20 protein-coding genes and 2 tRNA genes are annotated in these 22,070 nt (G+C 31.8%); all 22 read right to left on the bottom strand.

Annotation, left to right across the window (positions count from 1 at the left end; translation table 11 throughout):
• Nucleotides 1–13: 13 nt before the first annotated feature.
• Entirely contained in the window at nucleotides 14–433 is a 420-nt protein-coding gene (locus BLO14_RS02405; RefSeq protein ID WP_091972383.1) for an HIT family protein, read from the bottom strand.
• Between the two features lie 49 nt (nucleotides 434–482).
• On the bottom strand, nucleotides 483–1,847 hold the full coding sequence (gene mgtE, locus BLO14_RS02400) for a magnesium transporter (protein WP_091972381.1): 1,365 nt from the start codon (nucleotides 1,845–1,847) through the stop codon (nucleotides 483–485).
• Between the two features lie 53 nt (nucleotides 1,848–1,900).
• On the bottom strand, nucleotides 1,901–3,325 hold the full coding sequence (locus BLO14_RS02395) for an MGH1-like glycoside hydrolase domain-containing protein (protein WP_091972379.1): 1,425 nt from the start codon (nucleotides 3,323–3,325) through the stop codon (nucleotides 1,901–1,903).
• A gap of 111 nt (nucleotides 3,326–3,436) precedes the next feature.
• Nucleotides 3,437–4,468 carry a nucleoside ABC transporter substrate-binding protein BmpB gene (bmpB, locus tag BLO14_RS02390; protein WP_091972377.1) on the bottom strand — a complete coding sequence of 344 codons (1,032 nt, stop codon included), beginning with the start codon at nucleotides 4,466–4,468 and terminating at the stop codon, nucleotides 3,437–3,439.
• 87 nt (nucleotides 4,469–4,555) lie between these two features.
• A complete protein-coding gene (bmpA, locus tag BLO14_RS02385; RefSeq protein WP_091972375.1) occupies nucleotides 4,556–5,575 on the bottom strand; it encodes a nucleoside ABC transporter substrate-binding protein BmpA in 1,020 nt (339 codons plus the stop codon).
• Nucleotides 5,576–5,615: 40 nt separating this feature from the next.
• Entirely contained in the window at nucleotides 5,616–6,677 is a 1,062-nt protein-coding gene (gene bmpC, locus BLO14_RS02380) for a nucleoside ABC transporter substrate-binding protein BmpC (RefSeq protein WP_091972373.1), read from the bottom strand.
• 309 nt (nucleotides 6,678–6,986) lie between these two features.
• Nucleotides 6,987–8,012, bottom strand: a complete 1,026-nt coding sequence (gene bmpD, locus BLO14_RS02375; protein WP_091972371.1) for a nucleoside ABC transporter substrate-binding protein BmpD — start codon at nucleotides 8,010–8,012, stop codon at nucleotides 6,987–6,989.
• 99 nt (nucleotides 8,013–8,111) lie between these two features.
• Nucleotides 8,112–8,585, bottom strand: coding sequence for a 30S ribosomal protein S7 (gene rpsG / locus BLO14_RS02370; RefSeq protein WP_091972369.1), 474 nt, complete (start codon nucleotides 8,583–8,585; stop codon nucleotides 8,112–8,114).
• Between the two features lie 24 nt (nucleotides 8,586–8,609).
• The gene (gene rpsL / locus BLO14_RS02365) at nucleotides 8,610–8,984 is read right to left on the bottom strand and encodes a 30S ribosomal protein S12 (RefSeq protein WP_002656492.1); all 375 of its coding nucleotides are present in this window, start codon (nucleotides 8,982–8,984) and stop codon (nucleotides 8,610–8,612) included.
• 67 nt (nucleotides 8,985–9,051) lie between these two features.
• Complete coding sequence (rpoC, locus tag BLO14_RS02360; RefSeq protein WP_091972367.1) at nucleotides 9,052–13,185, bottom strand: DNA-directed RNA polymerase subunit beta'; 4,134 nt, start codon at nucleotides 13,183–13,185, stop codon at nucleotides 9,052–9,054.
• A 15-nt stretch (nucleotides 13,186–13,200) separates the two neighbouring features.
• The gene (gene rpoB, locus BLO14_RS02355) at nucleotides 13,201–16,668 is read right to left on the bottom strand and encodes a DNA-directed RNA polymerase subunit beta (protein ID WP_091972365.1); all 3,468 of its coding nucleotides are present in this window, start codon (nucleotides 16,666–16,668) and stop codon (nucleotides 13,201–13,203) included.
• Between the two features lie 82 nt (nucleotides 16,669–16,750).
• Nucleotides 16,751–17,128, bottom strand: coding sequence for a 50S ribosomal protein L7/L12 (gene rplL / locus BLO14_RS02350; protein ID WP_091972363.1), 378 nt, complete (start codon nucleotides 17,126–17,128; stop codon nucleotides 16,751–16,753).
• 69 nt (nucleotides 17,129–17,197) lie between these two features.
• Nucleotides 17,198–17,686 carry a 50S ribosomal protein L10 gene (gene rplJ / locus BLO14_RS02345; protein ID WP_091972361.1) on the bottom strand — a complete coding sequence of 163 codons (489 nt, stop codon included), beginning with the start codon at nucleotides 17,684–17,686 and terminating at the stop codon, nucleotides 17,198–17,200.
• 4 nt (nucleotides 17,687–17,690) lie between these two features.
• A complete protein-coding gene (gene rplA, locus BLO14_RS02340; RefSeq protein WP_091972359.1) occupies nucleotides 17,691–18,371 on the bottom strand; it encodes a 50S ribosomal protein L1 in 681 nt (226 codons plus the stop codon).
• Entirely contained in the window at nucleotides 18,371–18,802 is a 432-nt protein-coding gene (gene rplK / locus BLO14_RS02335; RefSeq protein ID WP_091972357.1) for a 50S ribosomal protein L11, read from the bottom strand. The genes rplA and rplK overlap by 1 nt, the downstream gene beginning before the upstream one ends.
• Nucleotides 18,803–18,856: 54 nt before the next feature.
• Nucleotides 18,857–19,411 (bottom strand): transcription termination/antitermination protein NusG, encoded by a 555-nt coding sequence (nusG, locus tag BLO14_RS02330; RefSeq protein WP_091972355.1) that lies wholly within the window; start codon nucleotides 19,409–19,411, stop codon nucleotides 18,857–18,859.
• 23 nt (nucleotides 19,412–19,434) lie between these two features.
• On the bottom strand, nucleotides 19,435–19,605 hold the full coding sequence (secE, locus tag BLO14_RS02325) for a preprotein translocase subunit SecE (RefSeq protein ID WP_091972353.1): 171 nt from the start codon (nucleotides 19,603–19,605) through the stop codon (nucleotides 19,435–19,437).
• Nucleotides 19,606–19,631: 26 nt separating this feature from the next.
• Nucleotides 19,632–19,704 (bottom strand) — tRNA-Trp (locus tag BLO14_RS02320).
• A gap of 8 nt (nucleotides 19,705–19,712) precedes the next feature.
• Nucleotides 19,713–19,892, bottom strand: coding sequence for a 50S ribosomal protein L33 (gene rpmG / locus BLO14_RS02315; RefSeq protein ID WP_002556991.1), 180 nt, complete (start codon nucleotides 19,890–19,892; stop codon nucleotides 19,713–19,715).
• Between the two features lie 27 nt (nucleotides 19,893–19,919).
• Nucleotides 19,920–19,992 (bottom strand) — tRNA-Thr (locus tag BLO14_RS02310).
• A 73-nt stretch (nucleotides 19,993–20,065) separates the two neighbouring features.
• Nucleotides 20,066–20,914: a hypothetical protein gene (locus BLO14_RS02305; protein WP_091972351.1), complete on the bottom strand. Its 849-nt coding sequence runs from the start codon at nucleotides 20,912–20,914 to the stop codon at nucleotides 20,066–20,068.
• Nucleotides 20,915–20,927: 13 nt separating this feature from the next.
• Nucleotides 20,928–21,959 carry a hypothetical protein gene (locus BLO14_RS02300; protein ID WP_091972349.1) on the bottom strand — a complete coding sequence of 344 codons (1,032 nt, stop codon included), beginning with the start codon at nucleotides 21,957–21,959 and terminating at the stop codon, nucleotides 20,928–20,930.
• Nucleotides 21,960–22,070: the final 111 nt, after the last annotated feature.

Genomic DNA, 22,070 nt, shown 5'->3' with positions numbered 1-22,070 from the left:
TGGCAAAGTAAAATTAAATATTCATGCCTATTTGTATAGACAACTCTTTAAATTTTTCAATCTCAAGATTAAGTTTATTGCCTCTCTTAAAACCAAAACCATCATTTTTAAATCTTGGAATTACATGAAAATGAGTATGAAAAACTTCTTGCCCTGCACCAGCCCCCAAAGAAGAATAAATATTTATTCCATCACAAATGCTAGAATTTATTATTTTTAAAGCATTCGAAACTTTTTTACATACTCTTAAAATTCTATCGTTAAATTTATCATCCATATTCAATAAATTCTCACTATGTTCTTTAGGGATAACAAGAGTATGCCCAACAGTTAAAGGATTGATATCTAAAAATGCTAAAACTAAATCGTCCTCATAAACTTCATATCTAGGAAGCTCTTTTTTTACTATTTTACAAAAAATGCAATCATACATTAACATGTCCTATTATAAAAAAACAACAATTAACATGTTTAAATAAAGTTTAAACAGCATAGCTAACCAAAACCCATTTTGCTATATTGAAATATGCTATTAAAGTAATAGCATCTGCAATCGTAGTAATCAAAGGACCTGCCATGAGTGCTGGATCCAACTTGAAAATTTTAGCAACAATGGGCAAAAGACCTCCCAATATCTTTGATACTGTCAAGCTTACCATCAAACAAGCTGAAACTACAAACGCTATTTTTAGCTTATCAGAATGTTGGGGAGCTACAAAAAATACAATTCTTAAAAAATTAACACCAGCAAGAATTATTCCTACCAAAATACTGACACATATTTCCTTTAAAAAAACTTTAAAAAAATCTTTTACCTTAACAGTGCCAAGAGCAAGTTCACGAATTATTAAAGCAGATGCTTGGGAACCGGCATTGCCTGAAGTGTCCATTAAAAGGGGGATAAAACTAGCCAAAACTACTAAAGACAACATTAAATTTTGATAATTTGAAATGATCGTTGCTGTAAAAGTAGAAGATATCATAAGAACTAAAAGCCAAATTATCCTATTTTTTGTCATAACCAAAATAGAAGTATCAAGATAAGATGTACCTAAGGGCTTAACAGCCGCAATCATTTGAAAATCTTCAGTATTTACAGATTGAATAACTTCTAAAATATCATCTATAATAATGACTCCTATCATTCTTCCTTCGTTATCAACAACAGGAACACTGGTAATATCATACTTTTGAAAAAGAAGTGCAACATCCTCTTTTTCATCATTGACTCCCACAATATAAAACCCACTACTTCTCATTATTGACGATAATATGACATCATCTTTAGCTAATATTAAATCCTCAATTTTTATAACTCCTTTTAAATGCTTTTCATCATCTGTAATATAATAAGTGTAAATATCTTCTTTGGTTTTAGCTACCCTTCTAATATAATCGAGAGCTTGACCAACAGTGAAATCTTCTTTAAGTTCAACATACTCAATTGTTACAATCGAACCTGCAGAATCATCACTGTAAGACAAAAATTTATTAATAATTTCTCTATTTTCTTCTGTAGAGCTTGCTAAAAATCTCTGAACAACATTTGCAGGAACCTCTTCTAAAAGATCAATAACGTCATCAAGATTTAGCTCATCAATCATTTCGCTTATTTCTTTATTTGTAAAAGAATTTGCTAATTTGCTTTTTGTAGATTGGTCAAAATTAGAAAAAGTTTCAACTGCTATTTTTTTGGGCAAAAATCTGTAGAGTAAAATCAATTCAGATCCATTAAGTCTTTTAAGAGCCTCAGCAATGTCAAAGGAATCGTGCTTTAAAAATTTTTCTTTAATTTTAGAATAACTCTTCTCTTTAAGAAAAATCCTCAATTCATCAATATCTATCATTAAAAGGCCTCCAAAAATTTAAATTTCACAAGACATTTAATGAATCTAATTCATCAAAGCTTATCCAATAACATAGAACATCTTCCCGAAGGAATAGGAAGAGTTTTTTCTTTTTTATTTAATATATTTATTGTAAAATAATAAAGTTTCTCAGATTCCATTTTTATTTCCCAACCTCTTTTTCCTTTATTGCAAATTATTGTAGTTTGATTCTTTTTAAGAGACAAGCTTTCTATCCCCATAATCTCAAGAGTGGGTATGTTCCAATATACAGTTTTATCGGGCAAACTAATTGTAAGTCCAATAATATTTTCTATCATCAAACTAATGCTAAAAAGCGCAAGATAACAGACAAGATTTTTCTCAGTATAAGTTTTTTTATTAGAATCAAAATATGCAGGTCCTTCTTGCATAGGCTTATAAGCTTCCCAAATGTGCCCTTTAATTTTATTAAACGGCATTAAAGTGTCTAATATATAATACAAATGTCTTATGGTAAATTCTCTTGCAATATTTGCACGACCACAATATTCAAGACCCTTGATTACAAAAAAATTCATATAAGTATAAACTGAACCATAATATCCATTGCCATCCTCACTAAAACCTGACTCACTAACAGAAAGCGTTGGAAAAGGATTTGGAGTCCCAAAATGCTCAGTGCTTTTTAAATAAAAAATCATCCTCTCTATTCTATCTTCACTAGGAATCTCGGAAAGCATTGGGAAAAACCCCACTATTGTCTTAATTTCAAGAATATTTTCATTAACATCAAGATCATAATAAAATCCATCTTTTTCACTCCACATTAAAGAATTGATTTTGGCCTTAAGAGAAAAAAATCGTTTTTTGTATTCAAGTGATAAATTTTTATCATTTAAAATATCTGCTAATTTAGAAATACAATATGCACTATGAACTTGTAATGAATTAAAATCTATAGGATAGTGCGCATCTACTCTTGGAGAATTTTTATAAAAAACTCTATTTACATCAATTGAATAAAGACCATTTCCCTTTAAAAATTTGCTCTCTATCCACTTATAATACTTATCAAGAATTGGCAAAACTTCAGAAATTCTCTTTTTATTTCCTGTTTTATGATACAAATTGTATTCAGCCCATGCAAAAATAGGAAACCCAATATTCTCTTCATTCTCATCAAGATCAATAATAGCATTATTATTATCATATCTAGCTCTGATTGCACCAGATTCTTCTTGCAATTGATAAAACTTATCAATTGCAGATGTAGATGAATATTCCCCATTACTATAGACAAGAAAAAAGCTTGACATACAAGCTTGCATCTGATCTATATAATTGCAATTCTCCGAATAATAATTTTTATCTTTTTTGCTCTTATCGGCAATTTTTTGTAAAATAACCTTGTCTTGAATCCAAGATAAACTTTTATTATAAATATCAATAAAATCTTGATCATAATAGTAAATTTTGGGAAACATTTTTTTATTCAATGCTAAATCCTCTAAAACAATAGAAATGAACTTATATTTATTATAACACAATAAATATAACATAATTAAAAAATTAAAAACTAGAAAATTAAAATCTTTTATTTGAAAAGTCTATAACTTTAATAACTGTTTTATAAAAATTTCATATTCTTCTTGATTGGAAGGAACAATAATCTCTTTATTGATTATTTTCCTTTCAAGGACTTTTATGTATTCAAATTCATTTGCATTAGACAAACCAACAACGCCATCTCTTAATCCCATTTGAATAATTTTTCCACCTTCCCAAACATTATTATTTTTAATATATTCGCTAGTAATCAAATATAATGCGTAGCCAACATTTTTTACAACAGAAGTAATAAAATTTTTAGGAGCAAGATGAGACTGATCTTGATCAGCTCCAATGACATAGTAACCATCACCTAGTTCTTTTGCTACTTCAACAACACCAACTCCTGCCAAACCAGCCGCAAAATGAATTATATCTATTCCTTTAGAATACATTTTATTAGCCATGACCCTACCAATATCAATATCAGAAAAAGAATTAGAGTATTCACTGGCAATCTCTATGCCTTTATTAGCATACTTTGCACCGGCCTCATAACCGTAACGAAATGCATCTACTATATCGCCTTTTACTCCCCCTATAAAACCTATTTTACCAGAAACACTTTTTTTAGCCGCAATATAGCCAGCTAAAAAAGCACCTTGCTCTATATTAAAAACAACACCAATCAAATTTTTAGGAATCTGAACATCATCTCTATCTCTATAAACAGGATCTATTATTCCATAACTAATTTTTGGATTTTCTAATGAAACCGATAAAGAAACGTCCGTAAGCATATATCCCACAAGCCAAATCAAGGTCGAACCATTCAATTTTAAACTATCAAGATCTGAAACATAACTAGAATAAACTCCAGAGGAAGCGCTAGAAAAAACTTCTTCAATACTTTCTGGAAAATCTTTTTTCAAATTCAATAAAGCCTTATTAGCACTAGAATTAAAAGATTCGTCATCAAGAACACCATCTACCAACATAGATATCTTAATTTTATTTGAATCAGATTCTACTTCATTCTTACTCAAGCAAGAAGCCAACAAAATACCGAATATAAAAATTGCAATCCTCATATAAAACGCTTCCTTATTTTAATCATTCAAACAAAACCAATAAGTTTTTTATACTTAAAAATAAAAAAATACAAATTGATTTTTTACTTAAACAAATTCTTTAAGAAATCTTTTATAACTTTCCTCATTATATGGAACAATGACTTCTTTGTTGATTATTTTGCTAGAAAGGCTATCAATTTCTTTCTCAAGTTCGAAAGGAATCATTTTAGGATTTCTTACAAATCCTACAACTCCTTCTTTAAGGCCATAATTTATTAATTTTCCGCCTTCGAAAGTATTGGTTTTTAAATAATTAGATGTAAAAAGATTTAAAGATCTACCAACATCTTTGGTTGTAGATGTAATTACATTGTCTGGAGCAAGATATGACTGATCCTCATCAACTCCAATAATGTAATGCCCAGAACCAAGTTCTTTTGCAACCTCAATAGCTCCAATTCCTCCAAGACCTGCAGCATGATGAATAATATCTATCTCATCAGAATACATTTTAGTTGCAATACTTCTACCAGCTTCAATGTCGGCAAAACTACCAATATACTGAGTAAATATAATGATATCTTTATTGGCATACTTGGCACCAGCTTCATATCCATACCTGAAACTATCTACTATCTCACCCTCTATTCCCCCTAAAAATCCAATTTTACCTGTTTTAGAAACTTTTGCAGCAATATAGCCTGTCAAAAACGCGCCTTCTTGAGCTCTAAAAGTCATGCCCACTAAATTCGCAGGAATAGGCTCATTAGAATAAACAGGATCAATAATTGCATATTTCATCTCGGAATTCTGCAAAGCAACAGTCTTGGCTACATCGCTAAATCTATACCCAATAAGCCAAATTAAATTTGAACCCGCATCTTTAAGACCTTCAAGATCCGATAAATAAGAATTTATTGAAGATTCTTTTAAAACAAGATCAACCTCAAATTCCTCTTTAACTTTTTTTATGCCATTTAAAGCACTCTCATTAAAAGACTTATCATCAAAAGTTCCATCAATTATTAAAGATACCTTAGGAATCCCGCTCTCAAGACTGCCCTTACCACTACAAGATAAAAAAATAATACCTTCAAATAAAATCAATAATAATAATTTATTCATAAATTATTCACCTTTTTAAAATAAAGCTATAGCTAATAGTTTATAACTTTGATTTAAATAAATCAAATGCATATTCACTATCAGGAACAATAATTTCTCCACTTATTATTTTATTCTCCAGAGCGACAACTTCATCAAGTAACCTATTATTTAAAACATCGGGATCCTTAACAATTTCAATTACTCCTTCTTTTAACCCCCGATCAATAACGACCCCACCTTTAAAAATTCCATTTTTAATATAATCTGATGAAACAGAATAAATAACCTTACCAATATCCTTAAGTATTGAAGTAATAACATTTTGAGGCGCAATATATGACTGATCTTGATTTAAACCAATAACATAATACTTGGATCCAAGCTCCTTAGCAGCATCATAAACTCCAAGTCCAGTTATACCGGCTATTGGAAAAATAACGCCTACTTTATCCTCTTTATACATGAACAGAGCCATTTCTTTACCTTTCTCTTTATCAAAAAAAGAGGATGCCTTTTTTGAAACTAATCTTAATTTGGGATTAGCATAAAAAATTCCAGCCTTAAAACCAAACTTAAAATCATTCAAATGTTCACTTCTAGGGCCTGTCAAAAATCCAATCTTTTCCCTTCTATTCATTTTAGCAGCAATATACCCAGCTAGAAATGCGGCCTCTTCATTTCTAAATTTAATAGCCAAGGAATTCCTGGGAACTTGAATATCACCATAATCAAAAGCATCTATAATTCCATAACAAATATCTGGACGTTCATACGAAAGTTTAACCGACAAACTAGAAAATTCGTATCCAATCAGCCAAAAAAGATTTAAAGGATTTTTTTGAACCTCATAAGCATCCTCTGTCATTGCCTCATCAACAGTAAGAAGTCTTTTGCCCTCAATAGGATAAGGCCTTAAAGATTTGGTTATAAGTTTTACCCCAAAATTATCCTTAAGTTTTACAACACCATCATAAACACTTTGATTATAGCCTTTATCATAAAAACTACCACTAGCCAAAACACCTATAACAACTTTGTCGGATTTAGTAACCTTTTTATTAGATTGAAAACAGGCCAATACTAATAAAGGCAAAGCAATAAAAATAAACCTTTTAAACAAAATCGATCCTCTCCTTACAAAATTTATTTAAAAAATTCAGAACTTTTTAAAAATCAAAATACTAACTTTAGTTTACTAACAAATAGTATTCTTTACTTATAAAATAAAAACCTCAATAAACCTTTTAAAAAAAATGCCTTTAGCATTAATAAAAATATGGTGGTAAGAAAAATTATTTTTCCCACATCACCATAATATCCAAATTCAAACTCTTTTGCAAGATTAATCTAAATTAAAATTACAACAATAAAAAGACTCTCTAAAAATAACTAAAAACATTTTCCACAGGCCAACTCCACAAAGATCAAGTTAATCTGCCATTTGCAAAACAAAGTTATCATAAGACACTTTGTCATAAGGCACTCTTATTATACCATTCATTATATTTTGTCCAATTTTCAATGATTTATTATAAATCTCAGAATAATTTAATTTTAAGTTTTCATTTAAAACCAAACCAAGTCCATCTTCTTTAAGTCCAAGCAACATAGTCTTGCCTCCATCCCAAATTCCAGTTTCTAAATAATTTTTTGTTAAACTATATATCAATGAATCAACTTTTTTTACAGCAGAAACAATAACATTATTAGGAGCAAGATGTGATTGATCCTGATCGACTCCAATAATATAATGGTCAGGCCCTAATTCTTTTGCGGCCTCAATTACCCCTATGCCAGAAAGTCCTGCAGCTGCAAATATAATATCAACCCCATCTCGATACATATTAGATGCTGTTGAGCGACCAAGTCCGAAGTCCCCAAATGTTCCAACATATTGGGAAACCACTTTAATATTAGAATTTGCATACTTAGCACCAGCTTCGTATCCATACATAAAAGATTCTAAAACTTTTCCCCTCACTCCCCCAATAAATCCAATCTTACCTGTTTTAGAAGCCTTTGACGCAAAATATCCCGCTAAAAAAGCCGCCTCTTCGGATCTAAAATTAATGTTAAGAAGATTTTTGGGTATTTGAATTTCATTGTAAACTCCTTCCATGATTGCATAATTAATAGAAACATTCTCACTGGCTCTTTGCAAAAGAATATCCGACAATCTAAATCCAACTCCCCAAATCAAATTTGAATTACCATCCTCTAAATTTGTAACATCTCCCAAATAAGAATTACCTGTAGATGCTTTTTCAATTATATTTACATTAAAATCAGCCTTTAATTTTCTTATCGCCTTAGAAGAACTTTCATTAAATCCTTTATCATCAAAAGCGCCATCAACCATAAGCGAAACTGTTTTTGACTTTGACTTACCATCATCAGAACTAGAACAGGCAACAATAAATAAAAAAATTAAAAAACAATAAACTTTTTTTAACACAAAAATATCCCCCTTACTTTTAATAAAATTAAAACAAAAAATAACCCTAACAATCCTACAACATATAAACAAAAAAGGCACCTTAAAAAAGGTGTCTTCTTACCATCTATAATGAGTAAAAGCTTTATTTGCTTCAGCCATTCTATGAGTATCTTCTTTCTTCTTAAAAGCAACTCCAGTAGAATTATATGCATTTAAAAGTTCGTTTGACAACTTTTCCTTCATAGACTTACCACTAGATTTTCTAGCAGCAAAAATAATCCACTTCATGGCCAAAGCCTCTCTTCTCTCTTCTCTAACTTCAACAGGAACTTGATATGTAGCGCCACCTACCCGTCTACTTCTCACTTCTACCAATGGCTTAACATTGTCTAAAGCTTTATAAAAAACAGCCATTTTATCAGTATCTTCAAGCTTATCGGCAAGCAAATCAATCGAACTATAAAGTATGCTCTCGCTTATTGACTTTTTTCCATCATACATCATTCTGTTTGCAAACTTTGCAACAATTCTAGAATTGTACTTAGTATCAACAAAAATTTTCTTTTTGATTTTTTTATTTTTTCTTGACATATTTAATATTAACCCACCTTTCAGTTAAGCTTTAGGCTTTTTTGTTCCATACTTAGATCTACCCTTTTTTCTATTGTTAACACCAAGAGTATCCTTGGCTCCTCGAACAATATGATACCTTACTCCAGGTAAATCTTTAACTCGACCACCTCTAATCAGAACCACAGAATGTTCTTGCAAATTATGACCAATTCCTGGAATATATGCTGTTACCTCAAATCCATTTGAAAGTCTAACACGCGCCACTTTTCTTAAAGCTGAATTGGGCTTTTTAGGAGTCACGGTCATTACACGAGTACAAATCCCTCTTCTTTGGGGGCAATTTTGAAGTGCAGGAGACGCGGTCTTCTCCGTTTGACTTTTTCTAGGTTTTCTAATTAACTGATTAATTGTGGGCATTTATCAACGCTCTCCTTTTTTTGGAATCATTAGTAAAATAGTAGCAAATATATCACTTATTTTCAAGTTAAACTTTAGAATCGATATTTTCACTAACTTTAATTTTTTTATAAAGTCCCATACCAGTTCCAGTAGGGATTAAATGCCCAATTACAACATTTTCTTTCAATCCCCTAAGATCATCTATTTTCCCAGCAATAGAAGCATCAGTTAATACTTTTGTTGTTTCTTGAAAAGAAGCTGCAGAAATAAAAGAATCTATATTAAGAGACGTCTTAGTTACTCCTATAAGAATGGGACTTGCTATTGCTGGCTCACCACCTTGTTCAATTACTTTTCTATTTTGTTCATAAAAAGTATGCTTATCTATCTTTTGCCCATAAACAAAATTAGTATCACCAACTGCCACAATCTTAACTTTTTTCATCATTTGCTTAATTATCACACCTATATGTTTGTCATTAATACTAACACCTTGTTTTCGGTAAACGTCCTGAATTTCTGCTAACAGAAATTCTTGCAAGCTAATCCCTCCTAAAATTTCAAGCACATCATGAGGATTAATTCTACCATCACAAAGCATATCTCCCGCTTTAACAACATCTCCATCTCTAACCAAAAGATGCTTGCCAGCTGGAATATAATGCTTATGCTCAACCCCATACTCATCTAAAATATTAATAAGTCTTTTACCTTTTTGAATTGATTTAAATTGCACAATTCCACTTACTTTAGCCATTTCAGTTAAATTTTTAGGAATTCTTGTTTCAAAAAGATCATTAACTCGGGGCAATCCCCCCGTAATATCTTGAGTTTTTTCAGACCCCTTGGAAAGTTTCGCAATAACATCTCCTATATTTATATTCTGACCATCTTCAACTTGAAGATAAGCATCACCTGGTAACACATAAGATGCAACTTCCATACCACTACTATCAATAATAAAAATTCTAGGATCAAGAGATTCAAAAACATTATCCGTAATTCTTTTCTCAACATTACCTGTTTCGGTATTTATTTCCTCTTTAAGGGTAGTTCCTAAAATAATATCTTTAAATTTAATTTTACCCTTAACCTCTGCAATAATAGGCTCTGCAAATGGATCAAATGTACCTATAACTTTACCCGATTCAACATAATCACCAACCCCTATTTCAAGCTTTGTACCAGCTTTCAAGGAAACTTCTTGTTCTTCTGATACTATGAAAAATTTATCACCTCTTAATTTAACATAACCAATATAAGAAGAGAAAATCTCTACACCCTTTTTATTGACAAACAAAGAAATTCCTTTGATTACTCTTTGAGAATCTAAAACTTTAATCTCTTCTATGTTCTTAATTTTTTCCTCATAAAAAACATTGATTATTTTTAAAGTTCCCTTTCTTGTGAAAAGAATTCCATTATCAACCTTAACACTAAAACCTTCTATACCATTAAGTATAAAAGCATTCTTTAAAGATATTTTATCATCCTCACTACCAGCCTGAGCAACCCCGCCAATATGAAAAGTCCTCATGGTCAATTGGGTACCTGGTTGACCTATTGACTGAGCAGCAATTATTCCCACAGCCTCGCCGATGTTAACAGGCTTGTTCTTTGAGAAATCTCTACCATAACATTTTTGACAAACACCATGTTCAGCTTCACATGTTAAAACAGATCTAATCACAAGTTTTTCAATACCAATTTTCTCTAACAATTCTATCTTAGCTTCTGAGATTTCTTCATTTGCATCCAAAACGATCTCACCAGTAATTGGATTTTTTATTCTTTCAATAGAATAACTCCCAACGGCTTTTTCTTTCAAAGATTCTAATATTTCTTCACCATTTTTTACAGTTTCAACTTTTATTCCGTTTATAGTTCCACAATCTTCTATTCTAACAACAACATCTTGAGCAATGTCTACTAATCTCCGAGTTAAATATCCAGCATCAGCTGTCTTAAGAGCAGTATCTGCTAAACCCTTTCTTGCTCCATTTGTAGATATAAAAAACTCTATCACAGAAAGACCTTCTTTAAAGTTAGAAATAATTGGAAGCTCGATAATATCACCAGAGGTTTTTGCCATCAATCCTCTCATACCAGCAAGTTGCCTTATTTGATTTCTACTTCCCCTAGCACCAGAATCTGCCATCATATATATAACATTAAATCCATCTTTGTCTTTCTTTAAAATTTCCATCATCTTGTTAGTAAGTTCTTCGTTTGTCTTCAACCAAACAGAAACTACATTATTATAACGCTCTTCACCAGTAATAACACCTTTGGCATAATCATTTTGAATTTTAGCAATCTCTTTATTGGCCCTGTCTATATAAGTTTTCTTTTCATCAGGAACAATAATATCACTCATACTAATTGTGCACCCAAACTTAGTAGCATACCTAAATCCAAGCTCCTTGATAATGTCAAGCATTTCAATTACAGTAGAAGAACCATGAACTACATAAACTTTTGATATTAAAATTTGTAGTTCCAAATCGCTAAGGGTTTTATTTACAAATTCAATTCCATCGGGCAAAGCCTCATTAAATATAACTCTACCAGCTGTTGTCTTTTTGTATTCGCCATTAATTTTTACATAAATAGAAGCATTGTAATCTAAACTCCTATTATTTATAGCAAGAATAACATTGCTAAAGTTTAAAAACTTTTTACCTTCTCCAATAACATTCTTTTTTTCCATTGTTAAATAATATAAACCCAAAACAATATCTTGAGATGGAAAAACAATAGGATGCCCATTGGCAGGATTTAAAAGATTATTTGTTGAAAGCATTAAGGCCCAGCTTTCAGCTTGTGCTGATGGAGTTAGAGGAACATGTACTGCCATTTGATCACCATCAAAATCGGCATTATATGCATGACAAACAAGAGGGTGTAATTTTATTGCCTTACCCTCAACCAAAACAGGCTCAAAAGCTTGAATTCCAAGTCTATGAAGAGTAGGAGCCCTATTTAAAAGAATAGGATGCTCCTTGATAACAAGATCTAAAATTTGCCATACCTCGTCAACTTCTTGTTCGATTAAATTTTTTGCTCTTTTGATATTAAAAACAGCTTCACTCTCAATTAACCTTCTTATCACAAAAGGCTTAAACAGTTCAAGAGCCATTTTTGCAGGCAATCCGCATTGATGTAACTTTAGCTCGGGGCCAACAACAATCACAGAACGACCAGAATAATCCACTCTTTTACCAAGAAGATTTTGTCTAAACCTTCCCTGCTTACCTTTTAAAGCATCGGAAAGCGACTTAAGAGGCCTACTAGATGATCCTTTTACAACCTTTCTTTTATGAGAATTGTCAAAAAGAGAGTCTACTGATTCCTGAAGCATTCTTTTTTCATTTCTCACAATAATCTCTGGTGCATTAAGAAGAAGCAACTTCCTTAAACGATTATTCCTATTTATAACTCTTCTATAAAGATCATTAAGATCAGATGTCGCAAATCGTCCTCCATCAAGCTGAACCATTGGCCTAATCTCTGGGGGAATAACAGGAAGTACCTCCATAATCATCCATTCCGGCTTATTCCCAGAAATTTTAAAATTCTCAATAATCTCAAGACGCCTTAAGAGCTTCTTATCGGTTTTATCATCTTTATCTATCATTTGAATCCTTAGCTTAGATGAAAGCTCATCAAGATCAAGATTTTCAAGAAGAGTTTTAATCGCTTCAGCTCCCATCGAAGCATTAAAAGACATACCATATCGCTCTCTGGCCTCTATGTACTCATCTTCACTTAAAAGCTGCATTTTTTTAAGATCAGTATCGCCAGGTTCAATTACTACATATTTTTCATAATAAAGAATAGAATTCAAGCTAGATGCCGTAATGTCAAGCAAAAGACCAATCCTAGAGGGTATATATTTGTAATACCAAATATGAGCAACTGGGGCTGCTAGCTCAATATGCCCCATTCTTTCACGCCTCACCTTAAAGTGGGTAACCTCTACATTACAACGATCACAAATAATACCTTTATATCTAACTGATTTGAATTTACCACAATAACATTCCCATTCCTTTGTAGTACCAAAAATCCTTTCACAAAAAAGTCCATCCTTCTCGGGCCTTAAAGTTCTATAATTAATAGTCTCAGACTTTTTCACCTCTCCGTAAGACCAATTTCTAATTTGATCAGGAGATGCTATTTTAATTTTTATTCTTTCAAAATCTTTTATCTCTTTCATAAAAACTCCAAAAACTTAGCTTTTATTAATCAATTCTTCTTCTTTCTCTGTCAAAGGAACTTGATTGCCATTATCATCATAAATTGACAAATCAAGTCCAAGCCCTCTAAGCTCTTGCATTAGCACATTAAAGGACTCGGGGATCCCTGATACATTAGTAGGAACACCTTTTACTATATTCTCATATATCTTGACTCTACCCGACATATCATCAGATTTAACTGTTAAAAGTTCTTGAAGAGTGTGAGCTGCACCATAAGCCTCAAGAGCCCAAACCTCCATTTCTCCAAGTCTTTGCCCACCAAATTGAGCTTTTCCTCCAAGAGGTTGTTGGGAAACAAGAGAATATGGCCCTGTTGATCTTGCATGCATTTTATCATCGACAAGATGGTGAAGTTTAAGCATGTAAATCACTCCAACCATTACTTCATTTTCAAACGGCTCTCCCGTATAACCATCATATAAAACTTCTTTAGAAGTTGGATTAAATCCAGCTTTTTTTAATTTTTCTTGAATCTGTTCATTTGTAGCAGATTCAAAAACAGGAACATTGTAAGATTCACCTAAATATTTACCAGCAAGACCTAATTGCGATTCCATTAACTGTCCGATATTCATTCTAGATGGAACTCCTAAAGGATTTAAGCATATGTCAAGGGGAGTCCCATCTGCAAGATAAGGCATATCTTCAACGGGAAGAATTTTTGCAACAACACCCTTATTGCCATGTCGTCCAGCCATTTTATCACCCTCTTTAAGCTTCCTTTTTTTAGCAACATAAACTTTAAGTATCTCCTCAACCCCAGGAGAAAGATTGCCAACATCCTCTTTAGTAATCCTTTGAACATCAATAACTGTGCCCTCAGTACCATGGGGAACTTTTAACGAATTATTTTTAACATCTTTTGCTTTTTCTCCAAAAATGGAAGTTAAAAGTCTAAATTCAGGAGTAATGTCTCCTTCTGACTTTGGAGTAACTTTACCAACCAAAATATCCCCAGGCTTTACATAAGTCCCTATCCGTATAATCCCATTTTCATCCAATTTGTTTAGTATCTTTTCGCTAACATTTGGTATATCTCCTGTAACCTTCTCAGGACCAAGCTTAGTCTCTCTTACCTCTATGCTGAATTCTTTAATATGAATAGATGTATAAAGATCTTCTTTTACGATTCGGTCAGAAATCAATATGGCATCCTCATAATTAAATCCATTCCAAGGAATAACCCCTAACAATAAATTATTACCAAGAGCAAGCTCTCCATATCTAGTAGCAGGGCCATCAGCTATTATCTCACCCCTTTCAACCTTTTGACCCTCTTTAACCAAAACAGATTGATTAAAACAAGTATCTTGATTTGTTCTTTCGTACTTAACAATATGATACTCATCTAAATCTTTAGCATTCTCTGATTCAAAAGGCTTAACAACTACTTTATTACTTGTTGCAAGAATGACTTCTCCACTTCTTTTAGCCTTAACTACTACTCCTGAATCCTTTGCAACAACACTTTCCATGCCCGTACCAACAATCGGAGGTTTAGGAAAAAGCAGAGGTACCGCTTGTCTTTGCATATTAGAACCCATAAGAGCTCGATTTGCATCATTGTGCTCAAGAAAAGGAATTAATGCCGAAGATACTGAAATTAACTGCCTAGGAGAGACATCCATATAGTCTATATTTTTAGGATTTGTTGTAGTATAATCACCAGAAATTCTAACAGAAACTAAATCTTCAAGATATTTTCCATTAGAATTAAAAGCAGCATTAGCTTGAGCAATACATTTTTTCTCTTCGTCAATAGCAGATAAATATTCTAATTCGTCAGTCACCTTTCCATTAACAACCTTCCTATAAGGAGTTTCTAAAAAACCATAATCATTAACTCTAGAATAAGTAGCCAAAGAAACAATAAGCCCAATATTTGGTCCTTCGGGAGTTTCAATAGGACACATTCTGCCATAATGAGTATAATGTACATCTCTTACTTCAAATCCTGCTCTATCTCTTGAAAGCCCCCCCGGCCCAAGAGCATTAAGACGCCTTTTATGGGTAAGTTCGGCCAAAGGATTAACCTGATCCATGAACTGTGAGAGCTGACTGGTTGCAAAAAATTCTTTAACAGCAGATACAATAGGTTTAACACTTATTAATTCTTGGGGCTTTAGATTAAAAACTTCCTTGTTAGACATTCTATCTTTAGCAATTTTTTCAACTCTTGACATAGCCCCTTTATATATATTGGTAAGAAGCTCTCCAACAGAACGAACCCTTCTATTTCCTAAATGATCAATATCATCAAGAACATCATGGCCTTCATATATTCTCAAAAGATGAGATATAGTATTAACAATGTCATTCATAGTTAAAACCGATGTACTTAAATCGTCAAATCCAAATTTTTTAGAAAGTTTGTAACGCCCCACACGTCCAAGATCATATCTTCTTTCAGAAAAGAATATGGTTTTTAAATCATTCTCAGCATTATCAATCGATATTGGCTCACCGGGAAAAAGAGCACCATAAACAGCAAGCATAACCGATTCTTTTGGGAGCTCTTTAGAACCATCCTTTAAGGCAAAAAAAGCATCCTCTTTCTCAAGACAATTTAAAATAACATTTGAACTCACAAAGTACTTTCCAGAAATAGAATCATAACCATCAAAATCAACAAGTTCTATTTCATTTACTCCATTTTGTAAAAAATCTTCAACATCTTGCAGAGTAATTTTATCTCCTGCTCGATAATACATATTCTCTTTTATGCTAATACTCTTGGCTAAATATTGACCTGGAAGATCTCTTTTTGTGCCGTCCTCGACTTTAATTTTTTTAATGTTATAAAAAGTTTCTATTATTTTTTCTCTCGTATCAAACCCTAAAGCTCTTAAAAAAAGAGTTATGAGTATTCTTTTTTTTCTATCTATTTTTACATAAAGATAATCTTTTTTAGAATCAATCTCAAATTCTAACCAAGAACCGCGATAAGGAATTATTCTAGCGGAATACAAATCTTTTTCTTTATAAAAAACAACTCCTGGAGATCTATGAATCTGAGAAACAACAACCCTCTCAGCCCCATTGATAATAAAAGTGCCCCTTTCTGTCATTAAAGGAATAGTTCCCATATACACGTCTTTTTGCCTTATTTCCCCAGTAGTCAAAAATTGCAAATTTAGCCTTACTTTTAAAACAGCTTCATAACTTTGACCTTTTCTTTTACATTCTTTTTCTGTAAAATCAAGAGCATCATTTTCTATATAGTATCTTTCATACTCAAGAGCGACATCACCATTGCCACTTTTGATGGGAAATATATTTCTAAAAACAGACTCAAGGCCTTCATTGAGTAAAGGTTTTTTATTTTTTAATTTATCAAGTTGTAAAAATTTTTCATAAGAATTTAATTGTATTTCTATCAGGTTAGGTAAGTCTAAAATCTCATCAGCTCTTCCTTGTCCCAGATGAACTCTTTTTACCATTAAAAGACTCCTTTTTTAAGACATAACAAGCCGCATATCATAACGACATGCGGAATAACAACTTTGATATATTTTTAATTTTTTATTTAACTTCAACTTTTGCGCCAACTGCCTCAAGTTTCTTTTTCAATTCCTCAGCATCTGACTTAGAAAGACCTTCTTTAATAGCTTTGGGAGCAGATTCAACTAAAGCCTTAGCTTCTCCAAGACCAAGTCCTGTAATAGCTCTAACCTCTTTTATAACATTTATCTTGCTATCACCAAAAGACATAAGAATTACATCAAATTCGGTTTGTTCTTCAGAATCGGCTGAGCCTGTTGAAGCAGCACCCCCTCCAACAGCAGCAACAGCAGCAGCAGTTACTCCAAACTTTTCTTCAATAGCTGTTACAAGGTCAACAACTTCCATAGTTTTTGCACCCTCAAGCCAAGCTAAAATATCTTCTTTATTTAGTGCCATATTAACTCCTTATATATTTCATTTTACAGTGATAGCATGCACTCAAAAATTAAGACTAACACTGCCATGTTAATTTTTAACATCAGCCAAAGCTTTTAATGTTCTTGCAAGCTTAGAAACTGGCGCTTTTAACACGCTAGCAAACAAAGAAATAGACTCTTTTTTGGTAGGAAGCTTGCTATAAGCTTGAACTTTAGCCTCATTATAAAACTCTCCTAAAACAAAACCACCCTTTACTTTTAAGGTACTATTTTTTACAAAATCGTAAAAAATCTTTGCTATTACATTAGCCTCCTCCAGCGCAGCAACAACAACTGTAGGCCCAACCAAACAAGAATCAACAACATTAATATTCTTTTCTTTTAAAACCATCTTCATTATATTGTTTTTAACAACTTTTAAGGCTCCATGTTCGCTTTCTATTTTATTGCGAAGATCTGTCAACTGAGATACACTCAAGCCTCTATAATCTAAGAAAAAAAGATTTTGCTTACTATCTATAAATTTTTTTAATAAATCGAACATTTCCAACTTTTTAGAATTTACCTTTGCACTCATACTGTCACCTCCAAACAAAATCAACTTTTATAGAAGGCCCCATAGTACTTGAAATATAAATACTATCTATAAAAACTCCCTTCAAGTCGCTCGGTCTTCTTTTAATAACTTCCTTGATAAATTCCTCATAATTTTCTTTTATCTTTTCATTGTCCATAGAAGACTTACCAAGAGAAAAGCTTATTACACCATTTTTATTTGCTCTAAATTCTGTTCGACCTTTTTTAAGGCTGCTGATTGCATCCTTAAGATTATTTGTAACTGTTTGAGTTTTTGGATTGGGCATTAAACCTCTTTTCCCTAAAATAGGGCCGAGTCTTCCAACATCCTTCATCATATCAGGAGTTGCAACAACAATATCAAATTCATCCCAACCACCTTTAATCTTATTTATAAGATCATCATCTCCAACATAAGTTGCACCAAAAGCCCTAGCCTCATCTGCTCGATCACCTTTTGCAAAAACAAGTATTCTTTTTGGCTTCATAAACTGATTTGGCAAAACTATAGTGTCTCTAACAGTATGATTCTTTTTTAAATTAAGGTTAACAGATATATCTATGGTTTCATCGAATTTAACAAATTTAACTTCCTTTAACAATAAAATTGCATCTTCAATGCTATAAAACTTACTCTTATCTACTTTGGAAAAAGCCGCAATATATTTTTTACCCTTTTTTGACATTATTTTTCTACCTCAACACCCATCGAACGCGCACTTCCTGAAATAATCTTAAATGCTGCTGATTCCGACTTTGCATTTAAATCAGGCATTTTAATTTTTGCTATCTCCATCAACTTTTCTTTTGATATAGTTCCAACTTTATCTGTGTTGGATTTTTTAGATCCTGATTCTATCCCAATAGCTTTTTTAATTAAAATTGAAGCCGGGGGAGTCTTTATAATAAAAGAAAAACTTTTGTCGCTATAAACAGTAATGATAACAGGAACCACAATGCCGGGATCCATCTTTGAGGTTCTCTCATTAAATTCCTTTACAAACTGGGGCCCACTAACTCCATGGGGTCCAAGCGCTTGCCCTATTTTAGCTCCTGGAGCTGCTTGAGCAGCTGGAACCTGCAATTTAATCCAAGAAATTGCTTTTTTTTTTGCCATATTGTTATCTCCTTATGGTAATAACGCCTTCAAAGCTCCCATTAGTATCAAATTTTAAATCTTTTCTATATGCTGAAAATCAACTTCAACAGGCGTTGACCTTCCAAAAATTTGAACTGCAACTTTTAATTTCTTTCTTTCGTAATCAATAGAACTAATAAGCCCTTCAAAGGAATCAAAAGGTCCGCCTTTAATTCTGACCCTTTCTCCTTCTTCAAAGTCATAAAGCATAAAAATAGATTTATTTGCTTTAATCTCACCAGTAAGCATAAAAACACTTTTTACTTCTTCATCATTGATAGGAATAGGTCTTTGCCCCTTGCTAACACCAACAAAATTAATAACACCTTGAACTTTAATAATATTAGCAACAATATCTTTCCAACCTACTTCTGGAAGATCTAGCTCAATAAGAATATAACCTGGCCAAATTTTTCTCTCTCTTATTCTTTTCTTACCATTTCTTATCTCTTCCACTTTTTCAATAGGAGCTTTGACATCTAACACTACACTACCAAAAACACCTTCACTTATTAAAAGTCTTATGTCTTGCTCTATCTTTTTCTCATATTGAGAATAAGTTTGAACTACATACCAAGCTCTAGACATAATTTGCCCTTCTTAAAATCAAACTAAAATACATAAGTTACAACAAGAAACATGAGATAATCAACTATACCTAAGAAGATTGAAACAAATAATACCAACCAAAAAACTTGTTTTCCATTTTCAACCACCTCATTATACTTAGGCCATGTTACCTTCTTAAGCTCCAAGATACTATCTCTGATAAACCTAAACACTTAAAGCCTCACTTTAATTCTAACAACAGGTCAGGAGGGATTCGAACCCCCAACATACAGTTTTGGAGACTGTCGTTCTACCGTTGGAACTACTGACCTATTATTTATTATTTTATTTTTCCTTCCTTATGAAGAGTGTGTTTCCGTAATTTTGGACAATATTTCATCAATTCTAACTTCTCTTGCTTATTACGTCTATTCTTAGTAGTGGTATAATTCCTAATTCCGGTCTCTTCGCAAATCAAAGATATAAGCTCAACAGCTCCTTTTCCCTTCTTTTTACCCATACAACAAAACTCCTAACTACCAATAAAAGCCCTCAATCGGACTTGAACCGACGACCCCCACCTTACCATGGTGGTGCTCTACCAACTGAGCTATAAGGGCATTAATTCCTTATAAAACTCTTTATTATCTTAGTTGATTACTTGGAAAAAAACAAGTACCAAGTTTAATTTTCTTACTTTATTACAACAAGTTTTCCGTCTTGTAAAAGCTTAATGTTGTTACTATTTGAAAATAACTTATTAATATTATACTCGTCGAGTATAATATCTGTATTGTTTTTACCATAAATACTTTTGGCAACTAATTTTAAAGGACGGTATCCAATCCTATTTTTATTGTTATAAAGAACATCATTACTATATTCAAGCATTCCCCATTTTCTCAAAGCTTCTGAAGAAACCATTCTCTTGTCAAAATATGGCCTAATGTTTTCATCATAAATTTTGATAAAAAAAGAGTCTTCTAATTTTTTAGAACCAAAAGCATTATTGTAGACTTCACCTACATAAATCACAACTCCTGTATAATCGGTTTTATCAACATCAGAATTTACCAATGGATAAAAAGCTTTATAAGGTTTTTCATGCGAAAAAAATAAATTTATAAAATCGGGAAAAAGACTAAGCTCATACCTAACAGTTAAACTTCTTAAATCTTCTGAATATTTTATATAAGATCTTTTCAAAATACTATTGGGACCTGAAAAATTAAGTATTAAGCTGGGGTTTAGGTCAAAATAATCCTTAAAAGTGTTTTCAGAGTCCATAATTATCTTAAAAAGAGACTCTCTTATTAGCGTATCTTTAAAATCATTAATGGTTGCTATTAATTTAGACGCTGTATTTAAACCTACTGGCCTAAATTCATTTTCATTAATTTCCTTAACAATATCAAAACAAATAACCTTCCTATCCCAATCGATTATTCTATGCACACTTGTCTCGGCAACATCATCTTTTATTATAGAAACATTAGAATAAAGTATAAATAAATAACTAAAAAGAAACTTAAGAAAATGCATTATCTTCTTCCTATTATTTTTTACCTAAATAAACACCTATCCAAGTCCAACCATTATTAATTTCTGGATCTTTAGGATAAACAATTTTTTTAAAAACAAAATACCATTCCCGAATATGGTCCCAGCCACTTGATTCAAGATAAGATATATCATCGCTAGAATCCGCCTCAAGATGCTTTGCAAATTGTATTCCGTTTTTTCTTCTCACCCCAAGCTTAATCATAGTGGTTAAAAAGCTGTTAGTATTAATGGAATTACTTTTTCCGCCCTTTTGATCCCAGCTTTGAATAAAAAAATTATTCTTATCTCTTATATTAAGCAATTTAGAAGTATCCCCGGAAAGAACAAAATTTTTAACATCTTGGATTAAATCTCCCAAATTTCTATAAACAACAAACTCTGGATTATTAAAATAATTAATTTTTGTAACAACATTGAAATAGTCTCTAGAATCTATTTTTAATTGTGATCTTGGAATTGAAAGAAATTTTTTATAATAGAAATAAGATTCATCATAATCTTGAACATCTTCCAAACTTAATGCAAGATTATAAAAATAATTACCCTTTTCCTCACTATTTAAATCATCAATTCCTGTATTTAATATAAATTTATAATACTTGATCTTATCGATTGAATCAATATTTAAATTAACAATCTTTTTAGCCACTCTTGTTTTCACTGAACGGTTTTCGTAAAAAAAATCATCAAAATTGTCAACAACATGCTTGTAAATACTAAAAGCTACAAAATCTTCTCCCATAGAATTATAAATGTTGCCCATTAAATAAAGGTACAAAGGATAATATTCTCTAGATCCATCATCAATAATTCCACTATTTACAATTTCTAAAGCATTTTCATAATTTTTATTTGCAATACATATATTAACAACCCTATCAATAATAAGAAACTTATCTAATCTATTCTTATTAGAAGATTTTAAAAGATAAATAAGATTTTGAATCTCACTTTGTTTTTGCTTACAAGAAAGAAACAAAAACAAAATCAAAACAAATTTAGCAATTTCAATCAACAGATTCATAAAAGCATTTTACAATATAAACTATATATAATAAAATACACACCTCAATTTAAAAAATTATCAAAATTTTGCAAATACTAACTTAACATAACCACATTTTATATCAACACC

Origin of the sequence: Borreliella japonica (assembly GCF_900099615.1) — a bacterium.
Lineage (GTDB): Bacteria > Spirochaetota > Spirochaetia > Borreliales > Borreliaceae > Borreliella > Borreliella japonica.
Note: the sequence above shows the minus strand (reverse complement) of the source record. Positions and strands in the feature narration are given on the sequence as shown.